The sequence below is a fragment of the Pandoraea capi genome (assembly GCF_902459735.1).
GTDB classification, from domain to species: Bacteria; Pseudomonadota; Gammaproteobacteria; order Burkholderiales; family Burkholderiaceae; genus Pandoraea; species Pandoraea capi.
In genome coordinates this window covers 27682-52944 of record NZ_CABPRV010000012.1, presented here as the reverse complement: position 1 = coordinate 52944, position 25263 = coordinate 27682, and the positions used below count along the sequence as shown (strand labels likewise).

General features: G+C 65.1%; 19 protein-coding genes. 8 read left to right on the top strand and 11 right to left on the bottom strand.

The window, feature by feature from the left end:
* Positions 1–399: 399 nt before the first annotated feature.
* Both PCA20602_RS25730 and PCA20602_RS21325 read right to left on the bottom strand, forming a co-directional pair.
* Entirely contained in the window at positions 400–897 is a 498-nt protein-coding gene (locus PCA20602_RS25730; protein WP_174981402.1) for a hypothetical protein, read from the bottom strand.
* Positions 898–1317: 420 nt separating this feature from the next.
* Positions 1318–2265 carry a GlxA family transcriptional regulator gene (locus PCA20602_RS21325; protein WP_069344263.1) on the bottom strand — a complete coding sequence of 316 codons (948 nt, stop codon included), beginning with the start codon at positions 2263–2265 and terminating at the stop codon, positions 1318–1320.
* A 297-nt stretch (positions 2266–2562) separates the two neighbouring features.
* Here PCA20602_RS21325 and PCA20602_RS21320 point away from each other — a divergent pair, with 297 nt between their 5' ends.
* Both PCA20602_RS21320 and PCA20602_RS21315 read left to right on the top strand, forming a co-directional pair.
* On the top strand, positions 2563–3387 hold the full coding sequence (locus PCA20602_RS21320) for an SDR family NAD(P)-dependent oxidoreductase (protein WP_150722900.1): 825 nt from the start codon (positions 2563–2565) through the stop codon (positions 3385–3387).
* Between the two features lie 223 nt (positions 3388–3610).
* The gene (locus PCA20602_RS21315) at positions 3611–5023 is read left to right on the top strand and encodes a DEAD/DEAH box helicase (protein WP_150722899.1); all 1413 of its coding nucleotides are present in this window, start codon (positions 3611–3613) and stop codon (positions 5021–5023) included.
* A gap of 88 nt (positions 5024–5111) precedes the next feature.
* On the opposite strand, the gene PCA20602_RS21310 is transcribed toward PCA20602_RS21315, so the two are convergent.
* Both PCA20602_RS21310 and PCA20602_RS21305 read right to left on the bottom strand, forming a co-directional pair.
* Positions 5112–5702, bottom strand: a complete 591-nt coding sequence (locus PCA20602_RS21310; protein WP_150722898.1) for a hypothetical protein — start codon at positions 5700–5702, stop codon at positions 5112–5114.
* Positions 5703–5873: 171 nt separating this feature from the next.
* Positions 5874–6824: a LysR family transcriptional regulator gene (locus tag PCA20602_RS21305; RefSeq protein WP_425495698.1), complete on the bottom strand. Its 951-nt coding sequence runs from the start codon at positions 6822–6824 to the stop codon at positions 5874–5876.
* Between the two features lie 391 nt (positions 6825–7215).
* Between PCA20602_RS21305 and PCA20602_RS21300 the strand changes: the two genes are divergently transcribed.
* From PCA20602_RS21300 to PCA20602_RS21285, 4 genes are read left to right on the top strand one after another with little or no spacing between them, the layout of a single operon-like run.
* Complete coding sequence (locus PCA20602_RS21300) at positions 7216–8541, top strand: MFS transporter (protein ID WP_150722897.1); 1326 nt, start codon at positions 7216–7218, stop codon at positions 8539–8541.
* Positions 8538–9326 carry an SDR family NAD(P)-dependent oxidoreductase gene (locus PCA20602_RS21295; RefSeq protein WP_150722896.1) on the top strand — a complete coding sequence of 263 codons (789 nt, stop codon included), beginning with the start codon at positions 8538–8540 and terminating at the stop codon, positions 9324–9326. Before PCA20602_RS21300 ends, PCA20602_RS21295 begins: the two co-directional genes overlap by 4 nt.
* 39 nt (positions 9327–9365) lie before the next feature.
* Entirely contained in the window at positions 9366–11108 is a 1743-nt protein-coding gene (ilvD, locus tag PCA20602_RS21290) for a dihydroxy-acid dehydratase (protein WP_150722895.1), read from the top strand.
* The gene (locus tag PCA20602_RS21285; protein WP_150722894.1) at positions 11108–11998 is read left to right on the top strand and encodes an NAD(P)-dependent oxidoreductase; all 891 of its coding nucleotides are present in this window, start codon (positions 11108–11110) and stop codon (positions 11996–11998) included. The genes ilvD and PCA20602_RS21285 overlap by 1 nt, the downstream gene beginning before the upstream one ends.
* Positions 11999–12114: 116 nt before the next feature.
* Here PCA20602_RS21285 and PCA20602_RS21280 read toward each other — a convergent pair whose 3' ends face one another.
* The 3 genes from PCA20602_RS21280 to PCA20602_RS21270 all read right to left on the bottom strand — a co-directional run bounded on the left by PCA20602_RS21280 (position 12115) and on the right by PCA20602_RS21270 (position 16039).
* The gene (locus PCA20602_RS21280) at positions 12115–13710 is read right to left on the bottom strand and encodes an ABC transporter substrate-binding protein (RefSeq protein ID WP_150723004.1); all 1596 of its coding nucleotides are present in this window, start codon (positions 13708–13710) and stop codon (positions 12115–12117) included.
* A gap of 184 nt (positions 13711–13894) precedes the next feature.
* On the bottom strand, positions 13895–14806 hold the full coding sequence (locus PCA20602_RS21275) for a 4'-phosphopantetheinyl transferase family protein (protein WP_150722893.1): 912 nt from the start codon (positions 14804–14806) through the stop codon (positions 13895–13897).
* 318 nt (positions 14807–15124) lie between these two features.
* Positions 15125–16039, bottom strand: coding sequence for an IclR family transcriptional regulator (locus tag PCA20602_RS21270; protein WP_150722892.1), 915 nt, complete (start codon positions 16037–16039; stop codon positions 15125–15127).
* Positions 16040–16415: 376 nt separating this feature from the next.
* On the opposite strand from PCA20602_RS21270, the gene PCA20602_RS21265 reads away from it, so the two are divergent.
* Complete coding sequence (locus PCA20602_RS21265) at positions 16416–18794, top strand: cytochrome P450/oxidoreductase (RefSeq protein WP_150722891.1); 2379 nt, start codon at positions 16416–16418, stop codon at positions 18792–18794.
* Between the two features lie 116 nt (positions 18795–18910).
* Here PCA20602_RS21265 and PCA20602_RS21260 read toward each other — a convergent pair whose 3' ends face one another.
* Both PCA20602_RS21260 and PCA20602_RS21255 read right to left on the bottom strand, forming a co-directional pair.
* A complete protein-coding gene (locus PCA20602_RS21260) occupies positions 18911–20125 on the bottom strand; it encodes a multidrug effflux MFS transporter (RefSeq protein WP_150722890.1) in 1215 nt (404 codons plus the stop codon).
* 226 nt (positions 20126–20351) lie between these two features.
* Positions 20352–21707 (bottom strand): MFS transporter, encoded by a 1356-nt coding sequence (locus PCA20602_RS21255; protein ID WP_150722889.1) that lies wholly within the window; start codon positions 21705–21707, stop codon positions 20352–20354.
* 667 nt (positions 21708–22374) lie between these two features.
* Between PCA20602_RS21255 and PCA20602_RS21250 the strand changes: the two genes are divergently transcribed.
* Positions 22375–23043 (top strand): hypothetical protein, encoded by a 669-nt coding sequence (locus tag PCA20602_RS21250; protein ID WP_150722888.1) that lies wholly within the window; start codon positions 22375–22377, stop codon positions 23041–23043.
* Between the two features lie 39 nt (positions 23044–23082).
* Here PCA20602_RS21250 and PCA20602_RS21245 read toward each other — a convergent pair whose 3' ends face one another.
* Both PCA20602_RS21245 and PCA20602_RS21240 read right to left on the bottom strand, forming a co-directional pair.
* Positions 23083–23349, bottom strand: coding sequence for a hypothetical protein (locus PCA20602_RS21245; RefSeq protein ID WP_150722887.1), 267 nt, complete (start codon positions 23347–23349; stop codon positions 23083–23085).
* Positions 23350–23575: 226 nt separating this feature from the next.
* Positions 23576–25138: an EAL domain-containing protein gene (locus tag PCA20602_RS21240; RefSeq protein ID WP_150722886.1), complete on the bottom strand. Its 1563-nt coding sequence runs from the start codon at positions 25136–25138 to the stop codon at positions 23576–23578.
* Between the last annotated feature and the right edge of the window lie 125 nt (positions 25139–25263).

The window sequence follows — 25263 nt, the reverse complement described above, 5'->3', positions numbered from 1 at the left end:
CGACGCCTGTTGGGCATCTTTGCGAGTCACGGCGGACCTGATGGGCCCGCTACGGTCGCGCGCGGCGGACAGTCCTTTCGCGCGACCCGGAAACCGGATGCTGCCACAAATGCGGGTTTACACGAAATACATAATCGGCATTTCGATATCCCCTTTTTCGTTCCGATAGTCTGCGCACATCATAAAAAAACGCCCCTTCGGATCACCGAAGGGGCGCTTCGCCGGGAGAACAGCCTGATCACGGGCCGGGGGGGGTGGCACGGCCAACGGCAACGCCGTCAGCCGGTCGCGTCAGGAACCGACGAACAACCTGCGAGACTCGTTATACCATCGAGATACCGAGGGCCAGCGCCTGCACGCGCTGTGCCGAACGCGTGCAGGCTCCTCCCCGCGACTGGCTCAGGGACATGGCTCCTCGCCTGCCTGGCCGTTCATTGCACATCCGCCGCCGCCGCCAAAACCGCTCGGCCCGCCGAATGCTGCCAATCCGTTACCGCCGGCCGAGCCACCGATGCCGCGCCCGCCCGGGCCACTTGCACCGACGCCTCCGCCACCGCCACCGCTGGCGCCAGTCCCACCGCCGCCGCCGGTGCCACCACCACCGCCGCCGCCGCCGCCACCACCGCCGCCACCGCCGCCACCACCGGGACCGCCGCCGTGCCCGCCGCAGCCGCAGCCGCCTGCGCCACCGATACCGATGCCCACACCGCCGCCCGGGCCGCTCGGGCCGCCGAATGCGCCTAACCCGCCCAGGCCGCCAGCACCGCCAAAGCCGATGCCGCCGCCACCGCCGCGTCCACCCCCGCCGCCACCGGCAGCGTACGACGCATTGATCGAAATGCCGCACAGCATCGCCACTGCGGCCGCCCCCACCAAAGTCGCCTTGAACCCGTTCATGGTCCCCTCCCCGCGCACGCGCACACACTCACTTCGGAACACGCCGCACCCCGCCAAAAGGTGCGGCGTTACGACGAGAGCGCATCAGCGGAAAACGCGGGCAATAGAGAGCCCACCCGTGCAACGAGGCACAGGAGTCCCTTGCCAAGAGCCAGCGGAAGATCCAGGTTGGCGCTTCGCCATACACGATTCAAATACGCGAATTCCGTGCCAGACGATATAACCCATTGATTAAAAAAGAATTAATAACTCAATTTGCGAGACATCGAGGGACACCCTGTCGAAAACGTATCGTTCATGAAACGCTTACAAAGCCACGGGGCGCAAAAAGCCACTCGACCGCATGGACGAATTCGTCATGAACGCGGGCGGAACGGGGGATGAAACAGGTATGAGCCGCGTGCGGGCAGATCGAACGTTTCAGGCGCGCATGCGTTCGCGCGCCTCACGCAACAACGCTTGCGGCGGCTTGCCCAGCGTGCGCACGAACGCGCGCCGCATCCGTTCTTCGTCACCGAATCCGGTCACGTTCGCGACACGCGCAATCGACGCCTCCCCGGCTTCGAGCAGCGCTTGCGCCGCCTCCAGACGCAGCTTCTCGATGGCCTTTGCCGGCGTGAGTCCGGTCTGCAACGTGAATTCACGGCTGAAATGCCGCGCGCTCCAATGCACCTGCGCCGCAAGCTGCTCGACCGACAACGGTTCGCGCAAGTGCTCTCGGGCATAAGCGAGCGCGGCACGTACCCGATCGGACGTGGGTTCCAGCGCGGAGAGTGTGGAGAACTGCGACTGTCCGCCGGTGCGGCGGTAGTGCACTACGAGTAGCCGCGACGTTTCACGCGCGATCTCGCTGCCGTAATCCGCCTCGACCAGCGCGAGCGCCAGATCGATACCGGCGGTCATCCCGGCCGACGTCCAGACCGCCCCATCGTTGACGTAGATGCGGTCGTCCTCGACGAGCACGTCCGGGTGTTGCTGTTGCAGCGCGCTCGCCTGGCCCCAGTGCGTCGTCGCACGGCGGCCTTCGAGCAGACCGGCATCCGCAAGCACGAAGGCCCCCGAACAAATGCTCCCGATGCGCCGCACCTTCGGCGCGAGCCGCTTCAGCGCCTCGACCAGTTCCGGCTCCGTCGGCACGACGTAGGTCGCTCCGGCCACCAGCACGGTGTCGTAGTGGCTGCGCCCGATGACCTCCGTTGCCACCGAAATGCCTGCCGAATCCCGGATCAGCCCGCCCTCGACCGAGACGGTCGACACCTCGTAGAGCGGCACGTCGCGCCCGAAATTCGCGATCTCGAAGACCGACATGGCCGCCAGCGAAATCATCTGGAAACCGGGGTACACCACCAGCGCAATACGTTTCGTCATGACTGAAAAAGGCGCGAAAGGCCACGGCAAGGAGATCGCCAGAGGACGGGACACCCACCCGGGCACGGGCGGCCACGACCGCGCGGCGGCCGATGCGTCGATTGTAGTGGGCCGGTGGCGGCCACGTCGGACAAGTTTGTCTGAAAAGGAGGTTTTCTAGTCATTTCAGACAAACACCGTGCGCACCACACTAGAAGCCATCGACGCAGTGACACGCCAGACAGGCCGACAACCCCGCTTGCCGTCCGGCGACGCTATCGACGTCCGAAGACCCTACGCACAGGAACTGAAACCATCATGAGCCAAACGTCCCAAACCTCCCCGGGCACCGCCCTGATCACCGGCGCTTCGTCGGGTATCGGCGCCATCTATGCCGACCGCCTCGCCCGACGCGGGCACGATCTGATTCTCGTCGCTCGCAACACGGCGCGTCTGCGCGACGTCGCCGAGCGCATCCACGCGCAAACCGGTCGTCAGATCGACATTCTGAGCGCCGACCTGTCCACCCGCGAGGGTCAGGACATTGTTGCCGCGCGGTTGCGCGAGGATGCCACCATCGACACGCTCGTCAACAACGCGGGCTTCGGCGCAGTGGCGCCGCTGCTGCAAGCGGATGTCGAGCACATGACCGACATGATCGAAGTGAACATCACCGCGCTCACACGGCTGACGTATGCCGCCGTGCCCGGCTTCGTGGCCCGCAGACGCGGCACCGTCATCAACATCGCCTCCATCGTCGCCATCGCGCCGGAGTTGCTCAACGACGTGTACGGCGGCTCGAAAGCGTTCGTGCTGGCGTTCTCGCAATCGTTGCAGCATCAGCTCGCCGACACGGGCGTGCGCGTGCAAGCCGTGCTGCCGGGCGCCACGGTGACGGAGTTCTGGGATGTCGCGGGCAAGTCGCACAGCGAGTTGCCGCAGGAATGGCTGATGACGTCGGCCGATCTGGTCGACGCAGCGCTGTCTGGCCTCGACCAGGGTGAGAGCGTCACGATCCCGCCGTTGCAGGACGGCGCCGAGTGGACATCGTTCGACACGGCACGTCGCCAGATGTCGGGCGGTCTGAGCAACCGCACACCGGGCCAACGCTACGGCGTGAACGTTGCCGCCCGCGCGGCCTGACGGTGACGCCATCCATGCGCACCGCCGAAGGTCGGCGCAGGCGCATGGACGGTCGATAGACGCGGGCAACGATGGGTGAGCAAGCGGCAAAGCCCACAATTGCCGACCGGGCGCCTCGTGGGCAAGCAACTGCCAGTCACGCGCACCCGCGCGGGCGGACCTGCACGGCGATGGACGCAGTAACCGCTAGAATTACGGTTTTTGCATCCATCGCCCTCTGCTCATGTCTTTTGCCTCGCTCGGCCTGATCGATCCGTTATTGCGGAATTTGCAGGATCTCAATTACCGGACACCGACCCCGGTGCAGGCCGCTGCAATTCCGGCAGTGCTCAGCGGCAAGGACGTCATGGCCGAAGCCCAGACCGGCACCGGCAAGACCGCAGGCTTCGCGCTGCCACTGTTGCAGCGTCTGGTGCAGGAAGGCCCGGCTGTATCCAGCAATCGCGCGCGCGTGCTGGTCCTCGTGCCCACGCGCGAGCTGGCCGAACAGGTCCTGCAAAGTTTCCTCACGTACGGCAAAGGGCTTGATCTGCGTTTTCTCGCCGCTTACGGCGGGGTGAGCATCAATCCGCAGATGATGAAGCTGCGCAAGGGCGTGGATGTGCTCGTCGCCACGCCGGGCCGCCTGCTGGACCTCAACCGGCAGAACGCCGTGCAGTTCGATCAGGTACAGACCCTCGTGCTCGACGAAGCCGATCGCATGCTGGACCTGGGCTTCGCACGTGAGCTCAATGCCGTGGTCGACGCCCTGCCCGCCAGACGTCAGACGCTGCTGTTCTCCGCCACGTTCACCGATGACATCCGCGCCATGACGCAGCGCGTGCTGCGCCAGCCGGTCAATGTCAGCGTCAGCACGCCGAACGCCACCGCCAGCCGCATCAAGCAGTGGGTCGTGACCGTGGACAAGCGCAACAAGCCCGATCTGTTCATGCACCTGATCGCGGAAAACCAGTGGACGCACGCGCTGGTGTTTGTCAAAACCCGCAACGGCGTCGACTATCTGGCAGCCATGTTGCAGGACGCAGGCTATTCGGTCGACACCATTCACGGCGACAAACCGCAACCGGCACGCCTGCGGGCGCTGGAGCGTTTCAAGACGGGTGAGGTTCACATGCTGGTCGCGACCGACGTGGCCGCGCGCGGGCTGGATATCGACGATTTGCCGCTCGTCATCAACGTCGATCTTCCGATCGTGGCGCAGGACTATGTGCACCGTATCGGCCGCACCGGACGCGCCGGCGCCAGCGGCGTGGCGGTGTCCCTCGTGTGCGCCGACGAAGCGCCGCAACTCGCCGCCATCGAGGCGCTGATCCGACAAACGCTGCGTCGCGAGGAGGTGCCCGGCTTCGAAGCGGAACATCGCGTGCCGCAGACCGACGCAAGCGGTCAGATTCTGAAGAAACCCAAAAAGCCGAAGAAACCGAAATTCCCGCCAGGTCCGACGACCGGCGGCAACGCTGGCAAGATCGCTGGCAAGGACAAGGTTAAGGTCAAGACTACGGGCGGCTCGTCGAGCGGAAATCCGTTCGGCGCAAAAAAGACGCGTCCCGCGTCAGGAGGCAAGCCCACGTCGGGCGCACGCAAGTCCACCGACAAACCTGTCGGCGTGAACGGTCGCAGCAAGCGCAAGCCCTGATTCGAGGGGATGAGGGCCGCCGCCCGGGCGGCCCCGAAAACTATTCCGTGTGCGCCCTCTCATGTGACAGGCGCACACCTATGCCCGATCAGTTGCGATAGTCCAGTTCACGCGCCAGCGTCGCGCAGCGCTGCTCTCGCGGCAGCGCGCTGGTCGACGGCAGGTTACGACGGCGCTCGAAGGCGTTTAACCACTCGTCGCTGCCCAGATCCGGGCCGTGCCCCTGTGCATCGCCAACCGCAGCGTAGTGCTTTTCCAGATAGGAAAACCACTCGGCGGTGCAAGGACGACGCGAGGGATTATTCAGCGCCGAAGGCACCGCATCCCGAACAACGGGCTGTGGCCCCGAAGGCAAGGTCGTGGGTTTGGGGATGTCAGACGGGACAGGCTGAATCGACGGCTGCGGAGCCGGGCGCACCGGCTGAATGGCCGGCTGCGGCGCGGGACCCGGTACCGGCAGAATTGTCGGCTGCGATGTCGGCCGCACCGGCTGGATCGCCGGCTGCGGGGTCGGCCCCGGCACAGGCAGGATCGTGGGATTCGCTGGCGACGTCACAGGTTGCGTGACCGGCGTCGGCTTGCCCATGGGGGCCGTGCATCCGGTTGCGACGACCACGGTCGCCGCCAGTGCACAAGCGCTCAAGACACGCAGCGAGACAGGTGGGGTGCGGAATTTCATAGTTTGCCTCCGGGACAAATCCGTTCATGGATGCGCCAGTCTAGGCATGCGCGGATGGGCAATTTCCCGCTTTCCCAAAACGCTCAAATACACCACCTCCTCGACGTCAGCCACAGTCACCCCCGTCATGCATTCGTCGCATTCGTCGTGCAATGGCCTCGTCACGACGCATCAGTTCGCGTCGATCAACTCCGCCGACGATTCCCGCAGGCAAGCGGCAAACAGTTGTGCGGCGGGCGTCGTCGTGTCCTCGCGCCAGTACAGAATCGCTTCGCCCAGCGGCGCCAGCGGCGGCAACGGCAACACCCGCATCGTGCCGCGCTGCACATAACGCCGCGCCAGCGAGAGCGGCAGGATCGAGACGAACTCGCCGCCACGCAGCAACGACAGGTTCAGCGCCAGTGAACTCGACTCGATGACCGGACGTTGCAACGTCACCCCATGCTCGGCCAGAATCTCGGCCATCGTCGTGAACGCCGGCGAGCCGCGCATCGGCGTGATCCAGCGCACCGTCTGCAAGTCGCCCCACGAGACGGCGGCGTCCGGACCACCCAACGGATGCCGTGTCCCGACGACGAAGACGAACGGCTCGTGATGCAGCGATTCGTGGCGCATCTCCGGCATATGGCCAGCCACACGATTGCGTCCGAGCGCCAGATCGAGATTGCCTTCGTCCATCATCTTCAGAAGCCGGTCCAGCGTCGCTTCGACGAAGGAGAACGAAGCGTTCGGCGCGCGTCGCGTGAATAGCTCCACCGCGTGCGCGATCAGCGGCTGAGGAATCGTCACCACCGCGCCGAAGCGCACGTGCCCCGCCGTCCCGGCGGTCAAGGCACTCACATCCCGGCGGGCAAGTTCGATCTGCCGCAGGATCTCGCGCCCGCGCTCGACGAGCACCCGCCCGATCCCCGTCAGCTCGACCGCATTCCCCACCCGCCGAACGACCGGCGCGCCCAGCGCCTCCTCGATTTCCGCAATCTGCTTGGAGATGGCCGGCTGCGTGACGTGAAACGCCGCCGCCACACGCGTGACCTGACGCAGCTCGCCCAGCGTCACCAGAATGCGCAGGTGGCCCAGCTTCAGGCCACTGCGGAAGAAACGCTCGATCGAGTTGTCGGTCATGGTCATGGCGCTCAGAACGGTAAAGACAATGGCGGGGACGGTCGAACCGTCGAACATCCGAACGATCGGAAATGCCGGTTACTCGGCAGCGGATCGTCGACATCATAACCAAATGGTAATGCCGGATGCGCAAAGTGTGATTTGCCGAGGCAACCGCCCTCGCTTTACCCTTCGATCGAGCAGCGCTAGCGTTTGGCGGGATTTTCGTTTCGATTTCCAACCCTATCCGAGCCCGTTGGCCCGGATTTCCGGGATCCCGATCCGGCACCGCAAGGCGGTCGACGTATAACCGAACACCGAACGCGGGGCCAGTCGCGCGAACCCCATCCGACGCTACGCGCTGCCAGATAACTCGACGTGCCGCATGGCACGCACCTCGGAGACAACACCCATGAGCACGTCCCTTTCGGGCGGCGCGCAGCCGCATGCCGCCCCGATCACGCTAGATCCCGTGCAGCGCGACGCGCTGTACCGCAAGCTGACCTGGCACATCATCCCGTTCCTTTTCCTGGCGTTCATCGTCGCGTACATCGACCGCGTGAACGTGAGCTTCGCCAAGCTGGAGATGCTCTCCGACCTCTCGCTGTCCGAGACGGTCTACGGCGCGGGTGCGGGCGTGTTCTTCCTCGGCTACTTCCTCTTCGAAGTGCCGAGCAACCTGATCCTGCATCGCGTGGGCGCCCGCATGTGGATCGCGCGCATCATGGTCACGTGGTCGATCATTTCCTGCCTCACGATGTTCACGCAGGGACCGACGTCCTTCTACGTGCTGCGCTTCCTGCTCGGCGTCGCCGAAGCGGGTTTCTTCCCCGGTATCGTGCTGTATCTGTCGTCGTGGTTCCCGTCGAACAAGCGCTCGCAGATCATTGCGCTGTTCATGGTCGCGATTCCGGTATCGGGCGCCATCGGCGGTCCGCTCTCGGGCTGGATCATGCTGCACTTCGGCGGCATGCACGGCTATTCGGGATGGCAATGGCTGTTCCTGATCGAAGGCATCGCCTCGTTGCTCGTGGGCATCGCAGCGTTCTTCGTGTTGCAGGACAAGATCGAGACAGTAAAGTGGCTGAGCGCCGAAGAAAAGCGCCTGCTCGCCCAGGACCTCGCCGCCGACGGCAGCACGCGGGCTCAGCACAGCGTGCGTGAGGTGTTCGGCAGCCCCAAGGTGTGGCTGCTCGGCCTGCTGTACTTCTGCATCGCGATGGGCAATTACGGCCTCGTGTTCTGGCTGCCGACGATGATTCGCGCCGCCGGTGTCGCGAACCTCGGCAACATCGGCCTGCTCTCGGCGGTGCCGTCGCTCGTGAGCGCCGTCGCGATGATTCTGATCGCGCGCCACGCCGACCGTCACAACGAACGCCGCATGCACGTGGCCGTGTGCTGCCTGCTCGGCGCGGCCGGCATGCTTGCTTCCGTGCTGCTCGCGCAGCATCTGTGGTGGTCCATGGCGGCCCTGATCGTCGCGGCCATCGGCATCAACTCGATCGCACCGGTCTTCTGGGGCATTCCCACGGCCATGATGGGCGGCGCAGGCGCGGCTGCCGCCATCGCGCTGATCAACTCGACCGGCAACCTCGCGGGCTTCGTCAGCCCGTACGTCATCGGCTTTCTCAAGGACAGCACGGGCCAGTTGCTGCCGGGCATGATCGTGCTGGCGTGTGCGCTGGTCGGCGGTGCGTGCCTCGTGATGTCGCTCAAGCCCCAACGGAGTCATGCATGAGTTTTCCCGTCTGTCTCGTGACCGGTGCCGCTACGGGCATCGGCGCGGCCACCGCCCTGCGCTTTGCGCAGGACGGCTGGGCCGTGGCCATCAACAATTTCGACGACAGCACGCGTGCCGCAGCCGAAGCGGTTGCCGCGCAGTGTCGCGATGCCGGCGCGCAAACGCTCGTCGTCGATGCCGATGTCGGTGACGACGCCGCGTGTCGCCGCATGGCGGATGCCGTGGGCGCACGCTGGGGACGGCTCGATGCACTCGTCAACAGCGCGGGCACCACGCGCGTCATCCCCCACGGCGATCTGGACGCCATCGATGCCGCCGAATTCGAGCGCATCTATCGTGTGAACCTCATCGGCATGTTCCAGATGACGCGCGCGGCCACCCCGCTGCTGCGCGAGCGCCCTGCGAACCGATCGGCAGCGTCGTATGCGTCGGTCGTCAACATCTCGTCGCTCGCGTCGCTCAACGGCACCGGGTCGTCGATTGCTTATGCGGCGTCCAAGGGCGCCGTCAACGCGCTGACGCTGTCGCTCGCGCGCAACCTCGCGCCGCAGGTGCGCGTGAATGCCATCGCGCCCGGCATGGTCGACGACGGCCTGCTGCGGCGCGTACTCGGCGACGACGCTTATGGGCACGTCGTCGAAGGCATGCGGGAGAATTCGCCGCTCGGACGCGTCTCGCAGCCCGCCGAGATCGCCGAACTCGCGTGGTTCCTCGCCGCACGCGCCCCGGCGATGACCGGTCAGGTGCTGGCCATCGAGAACGGACTGCTGCTCAACACCTGAGTCCGCGAGTCCGTACAAGAACATCAAAGGAAGCCCCCCATGACTGATCTGCACAAACACCGCTCCCGCACGGTCACCGAAGGCATCACTCGCACGCCGCACCGCGCCTTCCTGCGCGCCACCGGCCTCGACGACGCCGCCATCGACAAACCGTTCGTCGCCATCGTCGACACGTTCGGCGAGAACACGCCCTGCTCCATGTCGCTCAACCAGATCTCGGACAACGTCCGGCTGGGTGTCGCGGCCGGCGGCGGCGTGCCGATTCGCGGCTCGGCGATCTCGGTCTCGGACGGCACGTCGATGAATCACTCGGGCATGCGCTTCTCGCTGGTCTCGCGCGAGACGATCGCCGACAGCGTCGAGCTGTTCGTGCGCGCCCATTGCTACGACGCCCTCGTCGGTGTCGCCGGTTGCGACAAGACGCTGCCCGGCATTCTGATGGGCATGGTGCGCGTGAACGTTCCCGGCGTCTTCCTGTTTGGCGGTGCGATGCTGCCGGGCGTGGCCCCGGACGGCTCGCAGGCCACGATCCTCACCGCCATCGAAGCGGTCGGCACGGCGCAACGCGGCGACATGTCCGCCGAGACGCTGCGCGGCATTGAAAAGCGCTGCACGCCCACGGCGGGCTCGTGTCCCGGCCAGTTCACGGCGAACACGATGGCGATGGTCGCAGAAGTGCTCGGCCTCGCGCCGCTGGGCTCGGCCATGGTGCCGGCGGTGTACAGCGAAAGGATCGCGATTGCGCGTCGGGCGGGCGAGAACGTGATGCGTGCCCTGCGCAACGGCGGTCCGCTGCCGCGTGATCTCGTCACGCGCAAGAGTCTGGAGAACGCCTGCGCCGCCGTGGCCGCTACCGGTGGCTCGACCAACGCCATGCTGCACATCCCGGCGATTGCCCACGAGGCAGGCATCGAGTTCACGCTCGACGACGTCTCCGAAGTGCTCGCCCGCACGCCGCTCATCGGCGACATGCAACCGGGCGGACGTTATCTTGCCGTCGATCTGCACCATGTCGGCGGTGTACCGGCCGTCCTCAACGCGCTGCTGGCGGGCGGCCACATCCACGGCGACACACTCACGCAGACCGGCGAAACGCTGGAAACGGCGTTGCGCGCCTTCCCCGGTCCGGACGGCCGTGTCGTCAAGCCGCACACCGAACCGCTCTCGCCCAACGCGGGGCTGGTCGTGCTGCGCGGCAACCTCGCGCCGGACGGCGCAGCACTCAAGACCGCCGGTCTCAAGCAACTGAAGTTCACGGGCAAGGCCCGCGTGTTCGAGACCGAGGAAGACTGCATGGCCGTGGTGTCGGCACAGACCTACCGTGAAGGCGACGTGCTCGTGATTCGCAATGAGGGTCCCAAAGGCGGCCCGGGCATGCGCGAAATGCTGAGCGTGACTGCGGCCATCTACGGGCAGGGCATGGGCGAGAAGGTCGCATTGCTCACAGACGGTCGCTTCTCAGGCGCGACGCGCGGCATGTGCATCGGTTACGTCGGCCCCGAAGCCGCGGCCGGCGGACCGATTCGCTTGATTCGAGACGGAGATACCATCCACATCGACGCAATCAAGGGTAAGCTCGACGTCGAACTCTCCGACGAGGAACTCGCCGCGCGGGCCGCCGAGGCCAAACCGTTCGTGCGCGGTCGTCTGGGCGGCGTACTGGAAAAGTACGAAGCGCTTGTGCGGCCGGCCAAGCTGGGCGCGGTCACGCACTCGGGGGCCGTGCCATGGCCCTACGAAGCCTCCATCGGGGAGACGCCAACCCACGAGGACCCGAATTGATGACTACCCCACGCGTAGGCTTTTGCGGCATTGGCCGCATGGGCGAACCGATGACGCGGCGCCTGCTGGCTGCCGGCCACGACGTCGCCGTCTGGAACCGTTCCACCGCGAAACTCGCCGCCCTGCTCGATGCCGGCGCCATCGCCTGCGTGACCCCGCAGGCGCTTGGCGAATGCGTCGATATCGCGTTGTTGTGTCTGGGCGACGGCAAGGCCGTCGAGGACGTCGTGTTCGGTGAGCACGGACTCGTGCACGCCGCCACGCCGCCGCGCTTCATCGTCGATCATTCGACGCTCTCCCCCGCCCTCACGCGCAACCTGGCCAGGCGCTGGCACGAGAGCACCGGCAGCGTCTGGATCGACGCCCCGGTATCGGGCGGCACGGGCGGCGCCGAAGCGGGCACGCTGGCGATCATGGCGGGCGGCCCCGCCGACGCCATCGAAGCCGTCACACCGGTGCTGCGCGCGTTCTCGTCGCGAGTCACGCGCATGGGCGACATCGGCGCCGGCCAGACGACGAAGCTCGCCAATCAGGCCATCGTCGCGACGACGCTCGCCGGACTGGCCGAGGCCTTCGTGCTGGCCAAGCGCAGCGGCATCGACACGGCGGCCGTGCCGTCGGCACTGCAAGGCGGCTGGGCCGACTCCGTGCTGATGCAGACGCTGTGGCCGCGCATGGTTACGCCGCCCGACTTCGCCACGGGCACCGTGCGTGTGATTCTCAAGGATCTCGACGCGATTGCCGAGCTGGCGCATACGAGCGCCACGGTGCAGCGTGTGCTGCCCGAAGTGCGCCGTCTGCTGAAGGACGCCGCCGATCGCGGCATGGCGGACTGGGATCTGTCGCAAGTCTTCCGTATCGGCGAAGCCGAGAGCGCACCGGACGCCTGACGTTCCACACATCCGGTCGCCAGCAAAAAAGCCATGCATGGCTTTTTTTCGTTAAGGACACGAGCGGCCGAGGCTTCGCTGCCGGCGTGAGCGCCGACTCGCCCCCGACCTGCACCTTACTTGACCTTCACGGCCGAGAAGTCCTGACGACCGAACGGGCTCACCCGATAGCCCGACACATCCGCGCGCGTGATCACCGACGCGACCGGGTGTGCGAGCGGAATCCACAACGCATCGTCCTTGATGGTCTTCTGCGCGGCCTGATACTTCGCGGTGCGCGCGGCGACGTCGTGCGTGCGCTTGCCGTCACTGATCAGCTTGTCGAGATTGGCGTCGCAAAAGCGCGCGAAGTTCGTGCCCGACGTCACCGCCGCGCAGCTGAATTGCGGCGTGAGGAAGTTGTCCGGATCGCCGTTATCGCCCGACCAGCCCATGAACAGCAGGTCATGCTCACCCGCCTTGCCGCGACGGATCAGTTCGCCCCATTCCACCGTCTTGATCTGTGCCTTCACGCCGATCTTTGCCAGATCGCTTTGCAGCATTTCGGCGCCCACACGCGGGTTCGGGTTGAGCAGACTGCCTGCCGGACGCGTCCAGATCGTCGTCTCGAAGCCTTGCGGGAAACCCGCGTCGGCGAGCAGCTTCTTCGCCTTCGCGATGTCGTGCGGATAGTCGGCGACGTTCTTCGCATAGCTCCACGTGTTCGGCGGGTACACGTTGACGGCCGGCGTAGCCGTGCCCTCGAACACTTGCTTGACGTAGCTCGGCTTGTCGAACGCGAGGTTCAGCGCCTGACGCACACGCACGTCGCTCAAAGGCTTGTGCTGCGTGTTGATGGCGACGAACGCCGTCATGAACGCGGGCGTCTCGACCACCTTGAGCGCCTTGTCGCTACGCGCGGCCTGCACGTCGAGCGGCTTGGGCGAGAGCGCGATCTGGCATTCGCCGACCTTGACCTTCTGCGCACGCACGGCGGCGTCCGGCACGATCGTGTAGATGAGACGCTCGGACGCCGGTGCGCCGCCGAAGTACGCCTTGTTCGCGTCGAAGCGGACCACGCTGTCCTTCTGATAGCTGCGGAAAACGAACGGCCCGGTGCCGATCGGACGCGCATTGAGTTCGTCCGTCTTGTTCGCAGCGACGAGCTTGTCGGCGTACTCGGCCGAATAGATCGACGCGAAGCCCATCGACAGCATCGACAGGAATACGGCGTCCGGCTCGGAGAGCGTAAAGCGCACCGTGTTGTCGTCGACCTTCTGCACCGACTTGATCAGCTTGCCCAGCGAGAGCGACTGCGCATGCGGGAAGCCCGACGGCGTGAGCTTGTGCCACGGCGCGTTGTCGTCGAGCATGCGATCGAAGGTGAAGACCACATCGTCGGCGTTGAACGCGCGCGTGGGCTTGAAGAGGTCGTTGCTGTGGAAGCTCACGTTCGGGCGCAGCGTGAACGTGTAGGTCAGACCATCGGGGCTGACTTCCCACTTCGTCGCCAGACTCGGCACGACCTTCGCCTGCGCGGCATCGAATTCGACCAGACGGTTGAACACCGGATCCGCAGACGCATTGGTCGTGGTGAGCGAGTTGTAGCGCACGACGTCGAAGCCTTCCGGGCTGGCTTCCGTACAGACGGTGAGTGGCTTGGCTTGCGCCGCGAGCGGCACCAGCGGCAGGGCAAGGGCGGTGAGAACGACGGCGAGCGAGCGACGGTGCATGAGCTTCTTCTCCAGGAAGTCGATGACGGATAGCGGATAGCGGATAGCGGATAGCGAGACGATCGTCAGGCGAATGGCGAAACGACCGGTCAAACAGCCGGCCAGAATATCGCAAATTCAGGACCCCTGCCTTTGCGCCGCAGCATATCGATATATGCGCGGCCATAAATACGGAAAGCGAACGTCAGTTCTGCCAACCGAATGCCCGCATCCGATGCACGATGCTGTCGCGCGCGGCCACCACCGTCAGTCGCGAACTGACCGACATGTCGTAGAGATAGCGTGTGCTGCCGGCGTACGGCACGCTCACGTAAGGATGCGCCAGCAGCGGAATGTCGGCGCCGGACGCCAACGCCTCGCCCTCCCCCGCCAGGCGCGCCAGACAGGCACGATGCGCGGCGTCGCGCGCCACCGCAAAGGGATCGAGCGCCGCGGCCGACGCCCCCGCCTGCGCGATCACGGAGACGGCGGATGCAGCGGAGACGGCATCCTCGCCCCCCACGGGCGTCGGCGCATGAGCGGCCAGCGCCACCGGCCCCTGCCCCATCGCCACAAAGAGCCACAGCCCGGCGTGCGCCATATCGATCCAGACCTTGCCGTGCGGACCGTCGCATTCCAGCGACGACACCCCGGGTGTCGCCACCGGCACCGGCGCCTGCGCCGGCGTACACCGGAACCAGCGGCCGAAGATCCAGCGAAGGGCAATGCGCTCAGACAAGAAGCGGTGGCGCATCTGCGTGCGCGGCAGACGACGCGCGAGCGAGTGCTCGGCCGCCGATAGCCACGTCGCGCCGTCGTCCGGCCCGCCCGCTGCCGCCCCCGTCGCCCCGAAGGGACGCCCCGCGAGCAGAAAACGCCACAACCATAGCTCATCACTGCCGCATTGCGGCGAGGAAGCGGCCGCTGTGCGCGCCTGCGCGCCGGTGTCCCCCGCATGCCCGAGCGCCTCGACATCGCTGCTCGCCAGCGCACGCTTTTGCGCGCCACCCGTGAGCTTCCGGTCGCCCTGTCCGAACTGCCCGAGCGGCACGTAAGTCATGGAAGGTGTCGGAATCGATGCGACGCGCGGTGTCGATTCGACCGTTCGTTTCAACATCAACAATTACGACCTCCACAGACGTGATTCCCGATAATTCACCCCGCTTTGCGCAGGGCTATCGGAAATCACTCATTTGGTAATGAGAATCATTATCAAATGATAGCACAAGCGTCTACGCGAAAGGAGTGACAAATGCTTGGGAATGCACCCGATTTGGCAGGTCAGAAGCCGCGCCGCAGCAGGAGATGCGGCCGCTTGCGCGACCGCCATCTTCTGGAGCGTCTCGGCTCGTCGATTTCATCCGCCCTTCGGAACAGATACGCGGATGAGCGGCGTGAAAGCGATATGCGGGGAACGGGGGACGGGAACGCCAGATCAGGCGCTGGCGGGCAGTGGTGGCCGGTAGCCCAGCGCGTGACTGGCCGCCAGCGCCTCGCGACGCACGGCCTGACCGATGGGACTGTCGATGCGGGGATCGAAGCCCCCCGTCGCGCCGAGTGCCGTGATCACACCCACGAGCCGCCCGTCGTAATTGAAGACCGGCGCGGCAATCGCGCTGATGCCCGTGAGATTCGTGTCGCGCACGCTCGCCCCCTGCACCGCACGCACCGACGCCCGCAACGTGCCGATCGGATCGTTGGCATCGAGTTGTGCGCGATGTTCCGGGGTGGCATGTGCCCACTCGCTCTGCGCCATCGCCAGCACCTGCGGGTCGTCGAGCAGCCCCAGAAAGACGCGACCGGCGGCGGACCAGAGCACCGACATCACCGAACCGATTCGCACGTTGATCGTGACCGGCAGACCCGGCTCCTCGAAGCGGACGATGGTCGGCCCCTTGTTGCCCATGACGGCGATGAAACAGGTGACGTCGAACGCCTCGCGCAGACGCACGAGCGCCGGTTCGGCGGCCCGCACCGGATCGGCCTGCCGCATGGCTGCCACGCCGATGAGCATGGCTTCGAGTCCGAGGAAATATTGCTGCGAGTCGGCGTCCTGCGCGACGAGCCCTTCTTCCACGAGACTCATCAGATAGCGGTGAACCTTGGCGGGACTCTGCTGCACATGCAGGGCAAGCGCGGTGAGGCTCGCCCGGCCGCCCAGACGAGCCAGCCCCTTGAGCACGACCATGCCGGTCTCGGCCGACTGCACGCGCTGTCGGCGCCCGCGCTCACGCGGCGCGTCGATGGCATCCTGCGCGGCGGCATCGGTGCCATCCGTTGCGTGTGTCGTGCGGGAAAGCGCGGCCGCGCTTCGCGGGCGGCCTGCTGTGGGTCGTTTGCTTGTCGTCATCGGCGAGATTTTAAGATGCAAATCATCGTTACCTCGTATCGACCCGTCTAGAGGTTAACCCCAGTCCACTAATTTACGCTATGCGTATTATATTTACGCTTAACAGATTCAGAGAATGTGTCAGCGTGCCGGGCTTCCATGCGCATGCGGAGTATCACATCGAACCGAGGAGACAACCCTGCCGATTTTGGGTACCTGTGCCGGTCATCGCCCGATGCACACTGCCCGGATGGCAACGCTCCTCTACACTGGATCTATTGTGTGTGTCCGGTGGTGTCCTGCAAGACTCGCCGACGCACGATAGCCTGACAAAGCCTTGATAAAGTCCCGACAAAGCCCGGACAACAGGCAATAGAGAGCCTCAGAGAGCGAGCGGATGAGCCAGACGACTTCCCCCACCCCAAATGCCACGACCGGCGCGCCTGCCGGCGCGAGCGGTTGCCCCTTCCATCAAACGACGGCACCGACGGCGCAGACAGCACCGAATGGCTGCCCGGTGAGCGCCCGCGCGGCTGACTTCGATCCGTTCGAGGACGGCTATCAGCAAGACCCGCCGGAATACGTGCGCTGGGCGCGTGAGCAGGAGCCGGTGTTCTACAGCCCGAAGCTGGGCTACTGGGTCGTTACGCGCTATGACGACATCAAGGCGATCTTCCGCGACAACCTGACCTTCAGCCCATCGATCGCGCTCGAGAAGATCACGCCGACCGGGCCGGAAGCCAACACCGTGCTCGCCTCGTACGGCTTCGCGCTGAACCGCACGCTGGTCAACGAAGACGAGCCCGCGCACATGCCGCGCCGCCGCGTGCTGATGGAGCCGTTCACGCCGGAGCATCTCAAGCATCACGAACCGCTGGTGCGCCAGCTCGCGCGTGAGTACGTCGACCGCTTCGTCAACGACGGCCGGGCCGATCTCGTCGATCAGATGCTGTGGGAAGTGCCTCTCACGGTGGCGCTGCACTTCCTCGGCGTGCCCGAAGAAGACATGGACAAGCTGCGCGAGTACTCGATTGCGCACACCGTGAACACGTGGGGACGTCCGAAGCCCGAGGAGCAGGTCGCCGTGGCGCACGCCGTGGGCAACTTCTGGCAACTGGCGGGCAAGATTCTCGACAAGATGCGTCAGAACCCGGACGGCCCGGGCTGGATGCAATACGGGATTCGCAAGCAGAAGGAACACCCGGAAGTCGTGACCGATTCGTACCTCCATTCGATGATGATGGCGGGGATCGTGGCCGCCCACGAAACGACGGCCAACGCGACCGCCAACGCGATGAAGCTGCTGCTCTCGCATCCGGACGTATGGCGTGAAATCTGTGAAGACCCCTCGCTGATTCCGAACGCGGTGGAAGAATGTCTGCGCCATAACGGCTCGGTCGCCGCGTGGCGGCGCCTGGCGACGAAGGACGTCAACATCGGCGGCATCGACATCGCCGCCGGGTCGAAGCTGCTGATCGTAACGTCGTCCGCCAACCATGACGAGGGGCATTTCGCCGACGCCGACCTCTTCGATATCCGCCGGGAAAACGCCAGCGATCAACTGACGTTCGGTTACGGCTCGCATCAGTGCATGGGCAAGAACCTCGCCCGCATGGAGATGCAGATCTTCCTCGAAGAATTCACGCGCCGTCTGCCGCACATGAAGCTCGCGCAGCAGACGTTCACGTATGTGCCGAACACGTCGTTCCGTGGCCCCGAGCACGTCTTCGTCGAGTGGGATCCGGCGCGTAATCCGGAGCGTGACGATCCTGCCGTGCTCACGCGTCAGTCGCCGGTGCGTATCGGCGAGCCGTCGGGACACAGCGTCACGCGTCCGGTCGTGGTCGAAGCCGTGACGCCGGTCGCCGAGGGCATCGTCAAGCTGCGCCTCGTCGCGCCGGACGGCCGCGCCATGCCGCGCTGGGCACCGGGCTCGCACATCGATATCGAATGCGGTGAGACAGGTCTGTCGCGCCAGTACTCGCTTTGCGGCGATCCGGCAGACGCCGGTGCGCTGGAGATTGCCGTACTGCACGAGCCGGAAGGCCGTGGCGGTTCGAACTGGGTGCACACGCAGGTGAGCGTGGGCGACCGGTTGCGCATCCGTGGCCCGCGCAATCACTTCCGTCTGGACGAGACGACGCCTCGCGCGATTTTCGTGGCCGGTGGCATCGGTGTGACGCCGATTGCCGCGATGGCGCGTCGCGCCAGGGCGCTGGGCATCGATTACGAGATTCACTACAGCGGTCGCAGCCGTCGCACGATGGCGCTGCTCGACGAGCTTCAGGCGCTGCATGGCGAGCGCCTGCATCTGTGGGTCAAGGACGAAGGGCGACGCGCCGACTACGCGAGCCTGCTCGCCACGCCGCAGAACGGCACGCAAGTCTATGCCTGCGGTCCGGTGCGCATGCTCGATGCGCTCGCACAGTGCAGCGCGCACTGGCCGGACGACACGCTGCGGGTCGAACACTTCCAGTCGCAGCTCGGCACGCTCGATCCCGAAAAGGAACAGGCGTTCGAAGTCACGCTGAAGGACTCGGGCATTACCGTCATGGTGCCTGCCGATCAGACCTTGCTCACCGCCTTGCGTGCCGCGAACATCGACGTGCAGAGCGATTGCGAAGAAGGGCTGTGCGGCTCGTGCGAAGTGCAGGTGCTGGAGGGCGACGTGGATCACCGCGACGTGGTGCTCACACGCGCCGAGCGCGATGCCAACACGAAGATGATGTCGTGCTGCTCGCGCGCCTGCGGCAAGAAGCTGGTGCTGGCGCTGTAAGGGCCACACCTGAAGCAGGCTGCACGGAAATACGAAGGGGCGCCACGGCGCCCCTTCGCTTATGCTTCGCCGGCTTACGTCGCTGGCGTGTCGAGGAAATCGAGCGTATCGCGCGCTCAGTGAGCACCGTGCGGCTTGCGCAGCATCGTCGACAGCGCAATCAGCGCCAGCAGGGCGAAGCCGCACATGACGCTCACCAGCGGGCGCGGCGAGCCGTCGTTGAGCAGACCGAGCAAACCGCCCGCAGCAAAGCCGAACCCGTACTGCACACTGCCGACGAGCGCCGCCGCCGCCCCGGCCCGCGTCGGGTGATTCGCGAGCGCGCCCGCCACTGAGTTCGCCGTGATGATGCCGCGCAGCGACATGAACAGGAACAGCATCACGACCATCAACGGCAACAGCACGAGCCCCAGCCAGACGGCCGCGCACAGCGCCGACGTGACGATCGCACAGCCGATGATGCCCACACGCATCAACCGGTACGCACCGAGTTGCCCGACGCGGCGCGAGTTGAACATCGTCATCGCCGCCATGCCCACGATATTGATGCCGAACAGCACGCCGAAGAACTGCGGCGACACGTGGAAATACTCCATGTACACCAGCGGCGTGCCCGTAATGTAGGTGAACGACGCGCCGAACACCGCACCGCCCGCCACCATGTAGCCGACGAAATGGGCGTCGCGCAGCAAATGCCAGTAGGACATCAGAATCGCGCGCGGCCCTCCCGACTGGCGGACGTTCACGTCGCCCGTCTCCGGCAGACGCCACAGCGCCAGCAACGCGCCGACACCGAAGACCGCGAGAATGCCGAAGATCACGCGCCATGTCGTGAAGCGCAGCATCTGCCCGCCAACCAGCGGCGCGACGATCGGCGCGACGCTCATCACGAGCAGCATGATCGAGAAGGCACGCGCGCTGTTGCGCGGCCCGTAGACGTCACGCACGATAGCCTGCGCGATCACCGGCATGGCGCACCCGCCCAGCGCCTGCACGAAGCGCCACATCATCATGTGATCGATGCTGTCGGCGAACGCACAGCCGATGCTGCCGAAGATGTACAGCGCAATGCCGGCGGCCATGGGCTTGCGGCGTCCGAAGCGATCGGCAAGCGGCCCCCAGACCAACTGGCCGAAGGCAAAGCCCAGGAAGAAGTACGACAGCGTGAGCTGCGAGGCCGCCGCGCTCGCGCCCAGCTCGTGCCGCATCGTCGGCAGCCCCGGCAGGTACATATCCGTGGACGCGGGCGCAATCATCATGAACAAACCGAGAATGCCCAGCAGCACACGCTCGGAAGGCAAGGCGGGAGAGAGTTCGGACGTCGAGGTCATTTATCGTTCTGATTATTTGTGCGAATCCCGTCGGCGCCGCGAGAGATTTCGCGAAAACGACGACGCCCGCCATGATAACGCCGGCGGGCGTCGCCCTTTCATACTCGATGGTTATCGCAAACTTAACCGCTGCTTATGGCGTGACATGGGATCGGTCGCTCATGCCACCACGCCACCGCCTCACCGCCTCACCGCCTCACCGCGTTGATCGTCCGCCGTCGAAGGCTCAGCTCGCCGTGGCCGCGCGCAGATTGCCGCCGTCGCTGCGTTGCGTACGAGCGATGGCGAGCACACCGATCAGCGAGACACATGCCGGCACGGCCGCCGCGAGGAACAGCGACGACGACGACCATTGCAGATGCATCAGCGCACCGCCGAGCACCGGGCCCAGCACCGATCCGATACGGCCGATGCCGAGGCTCCAGCCAATGCCCGTGGAACGCAGGGACGTCGGATAGTAGGTGGCCGCCAGCGCGTTGAGCGCCGGCTGACCGCCGATGATCGAGAAGCCCGCGAAGAAGATCGCGATGAAGACCGTCACCATCGACACCATCACCACCGGATTGCCGATCGCGGCCGTCGCGGCAATCGCGATCAGGAAGGTGACGGCCAGCACACTCGTGAAGCCCACGCGGTCGATCACACGGCCCAGCAGCAGCGTGCCGATCACGCCGCCCGCCCACAGGGCAGTCCCCGCCATCACGGCGACCTGCGTCGAATAGCCGGCGTCGCGAATCACCGTCGGCAGCCAGTTCGACAGGAAGTACATGTCGAGCAGGTTGGCGAAGTTGATGACCCACAACAGGACCGTCACACGGGCGCGACCGTCCTTGAACAGTTCGATGAACGGCACGCCCTGGGCCTTTTGTTCGTTGAGCACGAAGTGCGCGTCGGCCGGCACATTTGCCGTCGGCGCGACGCGCAACAGTTGCTTGCGGATACGCGCACGGTCGCTCTTCCTGAACATCAGGAACTGGATCGATTCGGGCAGCGAGATCCACATCAGCACGCCCAGCACCAGCGGAATCGCGCCACCGATGTAGAACACCGCGCGCCAGCCGAGGCTCGGAATGATCGCCGCCGTAATCAGGCCGCCGACCACACCGCCCAGCGTAAAGCCGCACGACACGATCATCATCAGCGAGACGCGGATACGGCGCGGGCTGTACTCACCGGCCAGCGCCATCGCGTTGGGCATGATGCAACCGAGCCCCAGACCGGCGACAAAGCGCCAGACGACCAGTTCGGTGATCGTGTTGGCGAATCCCGTGACGATCATGCACACCGAGAAGAACAGCGTCGCGCCGATCAGCACCGGACGACGCCCCAATTTGTCGGCCAGCGCCGAAAACGTGAGCGAACCGACGAGCATGCCGAACAGCCCCGCGCCGAACACCGGCGAAAGCGTTTCCTTGGCAATGCCCCACTCGCGAATCACCACCGGGGCCACGTAACCCATGGCCTGCACGTCGAAACCATCGACCACCAGACACATCGCGCACAACGCGATCACCCACCACTGATAAGCGCCCAGCCGACTGTCGTCGATCAATGCGCCCACATTCACTTCTGCTGCTTTCATGCTGTCTCCAAACGTTCTTGCAACTTCGTGGTATTGCGTCCCGGTCGAGGCGCCGGCTTTCTGACTGCTGATGACTGACGTTGCCTCGCGGGCACCGCGCCGCCCCGTTCGGGCAGCGTGGCATTTCGTGCCGAGGATCGAAGGACGAACGGTGCCATCCACTCGCGCACGTAAATTACGCTTTGCGGAAGTTTATCTCTCCCAACGTAAATCAATGCTTGGTGTTAACACTTAGAGGCGGGCCGAATTCTCGTCGGATGCCAAGGTCGGGGCAGAGGGAAGCGTCGCGGGACGATGCCGGATGCATCGTCTTGGCAAACGGCACGCGTTTTTGTGGTTTTTCTCCATACCAACGATAGGAGAACGCCCTCCCGATGTACGCAAAGGCTATACGGGGCGTGGAAATGGGCGATCAGCGCGGGAAAAAGCGGCGAATTGTCGCAGATGTGGTTTTTCTACAGATTTTTTTGCCAAAGGTTTACCCGTCTAGGGATTTCCCTGATATAGTTGCACCTGTCTCCTCCACCTCCTCCTGGTGGATTTCACGGCCAGCAACGCGCTGGCCGTTTTTTTTTGCCTGTCGATATCGTGAGGGTGGATTCGTAGGGGACGAGGCGGATGGGCTAACGGAACGTAATGCGATCGCGCGGGCAGCGATGCAGCGCGCATGAATTCCTGCGCTACACTCGACGCCATGAAAATCGCGCCGCTCGCCACCCTGCTTTGTGTTTTGCCGCTCGCCGGCTGCTATGTCGTGCAGTATCCGGGCGGCGCATTGACGCTTTCGCCCACCCCCGCTGCGCCGCAAGCCATGCGTGCCGCGCCGGGGTCGATCGGTAGCACCGACGTGACGACTGCGCCGATCCCGACGCCTAACGTTGCCGCCGCTCCAGTGCGCGCAACGCCGCCACCGCAGTATCCGAACGGCTCGCCCGTCCCGCCCGACTTCCAGCCGGGCAACGGCTCACCGGTGCCGCCGGACTATCGGCCACCCGCCTCACAGACACCACCAGCCGCCAATCCGCGCTACCCGAACTATCCGAACGGATCGCCGGTGCCACCGGATTACGTCCCGCCACCGTCGTCGAGAGCCGCACCGGGTGCCGCCGCAAGTCCGGCCGCTTATGTGGCAGACCCCGCTTACGCGACCTATCCCGTATATCCCGCCTATCCGGCATACGCGACATACCCCGTGGCCTACCCGGCTTATCCGGCGTACGCACCGGTCTACCCGGCGTTCGCCCCATCGCCCTGGCTCAGCAACGTGTCGTTTTCCGTGTCGTGGGGGCGCGGTTGGGGAGGATGGGGAGGTCGTTGCTGCCACCGCTGGCGCTGAACCGTCGTCGACGGTTCAGGCAACGCGGCCCGCGCAATCTCAGTGCGACGTCTGACGTTCCTTCGCGACGCGATCCTCGATGCGGCACTCGATACGTTTTCGAATCTGCGCTGCGGCATCGGACGCGCAATCCGCGTCGATGCACGAAAATTCGCATCGACCGATGTAATCCCCGTCGCAATAGGCGTCGACAGCGCCATCGAAGCGCTTGTCGGCGCGCGGGGTAATGGCGCCTGCCAGGTCGAATGGCCGCCCTGGCGGCGTATGACTGACGTAATGCCAGTTGAATTTGAACGAATCTGTCATAAGTCCCCTTCTTTCAAACGGCAGCTGCGGACCGGTTCGCCAACGCTGCTTTTTTGGGAAATCGTAACATGTTCATGAATTTCGACTAGGAGTCGAAAAAAAAGCGGCCCGCCAGAGCGGCGAGCCGGACAGTCCGTGGAGGTCGGGGGCACATCAGGACCACGGTGATTTCACTGTAGTCCCGAATCGTTGTCGTTATTCTCGGTAATTTGCCTAATCTGGTGCTTCAGGCCTGCACTGCCATCCCCGGCTCCGGCATCAGATCGTCGGCGGTGACCGCCTTGCCGAACAGCCATCCCTGGCCGATCGCGTCCGGGTGAATCGCCAGCATGTAGTCGGCCTGCGCTTGCGTTTCCAACCCTTCCACGATGATGTCCACGTCAAGCAGCGTCGCCATCTTGCAGATCTGATCGACGATAGCGCTGCCCACGGTGTCCTTGCCGATCGCCTGCGTGAACATGCGGTCGATCTTGAGCGCATCGACGTTCAGCGTCGACAGATACGCGAGGTTGGAAAAGCCGGTGCCGAAGTCGTCGATGTGAATCTGATAGCCATCGATGCGCAGCCGGTCCAGCGCTTCGCGCAGTTTCGTCATGCTGTCGGTCGAGCGCTCCGTCACTTCCAGCGCAATCTGCGCGCGCGGCACACGCAGCGATGCCGCCATGTGATTCAGATACGTGTGGAAGGTCCGGTCGACGACATCCGTCGCCGCGAGATTGATGCTTAGGTGAAACTCCGGATCGGCCAACACGCGCCCGTGCATTTCGATCAGCGCCTTGCGCACCACCTGCCGCGTGATCAGCCCGATCACCCCCTGCCGCTCGGCAATCGGGATGAAGATGTCCGGCGAAATCGGGGTGCCCGTACTGTCGTTCAGGCGTGCCAGTGCTTCCACGCCGACCATCTTGCCGTCGCGCAATCGTACCAGCGGCTGGTAGACGAGGTGGATGCCGCCCGACTCGGCGGCCTGCTGCGTCACCCAGTCGATGGACATGCGGTAGCGCCGGCGCGAACGCCACGACATGCCCACCGCGCCACCGGCTACCGCCCCCGTAAGCAGCGCAAGCAGCAGCCCCCAGGGGTTGGCCACCAGTCGCGACGACGTGTAGACAGCCGACACACAGACATCAACGCTGCTCGAACACATCGAATACTGCCGCAGCGACCCGATGTCGAGCCAGCGGGAGGTCTGCCCGAGGGTGATGCGCTGCTGGTCCTCGAACTTGCCCGCGCGCCAGAACTGGAAGCGCATATCGCCTGTCGACGCCACCGACGCGACCCCCGGCGCCGGGGTGCCGAGCCGTGTCGGCAATATCGGCGGGCTGAACACCACCACGTCGCCCAGACCAATCGCATTGACCTGCACGCCCGGCGTGACAATGCCGGTCAGCGTGTGCCAGAGCTTCACGCCCGTGCGCGTCTCATGACTCGGCGGCGGCAGTTCGGGCGCGGGGTCCAGCCTGCCGGCCACGGCGGTACACAACAGGCGCGAGTTATGAACGCGACCGATGTCATGGAAATAAGGGCTGCGCATGGCGACACGGCGCAGCGAGAGGATGTCGGCGTCGGTACAGGGCAGCGCGCCACTGTACATGGCGTCCTGCAACGCGTTGCGACTGGAAATCGACGCATCGCCCATGAACCCCATGATGTCCTGCGCATAGTTTCGCAGGCGAAAATCGTCGACACGGGTCTGCGCGACCTGCCCAATCAACAGCATAGCCAGCATGCCCGCCATGGCCCCGACAAGCACCGGCAACCAGCGGGTCAGCCTTCTGAGCGTTTGCATGGAGAGTGGCGTCCACGATAGTGCCCCTTGCCGGGGCTTGTCCGCAGTGTAGCGCACTGCCCGGGCGATACATCGGATTGCCAGACAATCGCCTGCTGCACCGCGCGCCAAGGGGATTTTCGAGT

Coding starts and splice junctions, on each gene's coding strand:
- PCA20602_RS21310 (WP_150722898.1), bottom strand. CDS start 5,702: ATGAAATTCCGCACCCCACCTGTCTCGCTGCGTGTCTTGAGCGCTTGT.
- PCA20602_RS21275 (WP_150722893.1), bottom strand. CDS start 14,806: ATGTTGAAACGAACGGTCGAATCGACACCGCGCGTCGCATCGATTCCG.
- PCA20602_RS21300 (WP_150722897.1), top strand. CDS start 7,216: ATGAGCACGTCCCTTTCGGGCGGCGCGCAGCCGCATGCCGCCCCGATC.
- PCA20602_RS21245 (WP_150722887.1), bottom strand. CDS start 23,349: ATGACAGATTCGTTCAAATTCAACTGGCATTACGTCAGTCATACGCCG.
- PCA20602_RS21265 (WP_150722891.1), top strand. CDS start 16,416: ATGAGCCAGACGACTTCCCCCACCCCAAATGCCACGACCGGCGCGCCT.
- PCA20602_RS25730 (WP_174981402.1), bottom strand. CDS start 897: ATGAACGGGTTCAAGGCGACTTTGGTGGGGGCGGCCGCAGTGGCGATG.
- PCA20602_RS21260 (WP_150722890.1), bottom strand. CDS start 20,125: ATGACCTCGACGTCCGAACTCTCTCCCGCCTTGCCTTCCGAGCGTGTG.
- ilvD (WP_150722895.1), top strand. CDS start 9,366: ATGACTGATCTGCACAAACACCGCTCCCGCACGGTCACCGAAGGCATC.
- PCA20602_RS21250 (WP_150722888.1), top strand. CDS start 22,375: ATGAATTCCTGCGCTACACTCGACGCCATGAAAATCGCGCCGCTCGCC.
- PCA20602_RS21255 (WP_150722889.1), bottom strand. CDS start 21,707: ATGAAAGCAGCAGAAGTGAATGTGGGCGCATTGATCGACGACAGTCGG.
- PCA20602_RS21305 (WP_425495698.1), bottom strand. CDS start 6,824: ATGACCGACAACTCGATCGAGCGTTTCTTCCGCAGTGGCCTGAAGCTG.
- PCA20602_RS21295 (WP_150722896.1), top strand. CDS start 8,538: ATGAGTTTTCCCGTCTGTCTCGTGACCGGTGCCGCTACGGGCATCGGC.
- PCA20602_RS21270 (WP_150722892.1), bottom strand. CDS start 16,039: ATGACGACAAGCAAACGACCCACAGCAGGCCGCCCGCGAAGCGCGGCC.
- PCA20602_RS21285 (WP_150722894.1), top strand. CDS start 11,108: ATGACTACCCCACGCGTAGGCTTTTGCGGCATTGGCCGCATGGGCGAA.
- PCA20602_RS21240 (WP_150722886.1), bottom strand. CDS start 25,138: ATGCAAACGCTCAGAAGGCTGACCCGCTGGTTGCCGGTGCTTGTCGGG.
- PCA20602_RS21325 (WP_069344263.1), bottom strand. CDS start 2,265: ATGACGAAACGTATTGCGCTGGTGGTGTACCCCGGTTTCCAGATGATT.
- PCA20602_RS21320 (WP_150722900.1), top strand. CDS start 2,563: ATGAGCCAAACGTCCCAAACCTCCCCGGGCACCGCCCTGATCACCGGC.
- PCA20602_RS21315 (WP_150722899.1), top strand. CDS start 3,611: ATGTCTTTTGCCTCGCTCGGCCTGATCGATCCGTTATTGCGGAATTTG.
- PCA20602_RS21280 (WP_150723004.1), bottom strand. CDS start 13,710: ATGCACCGTCGCTCGCTCGCCGTCGTTCTCACCGCCCTTGCCCTGCCG.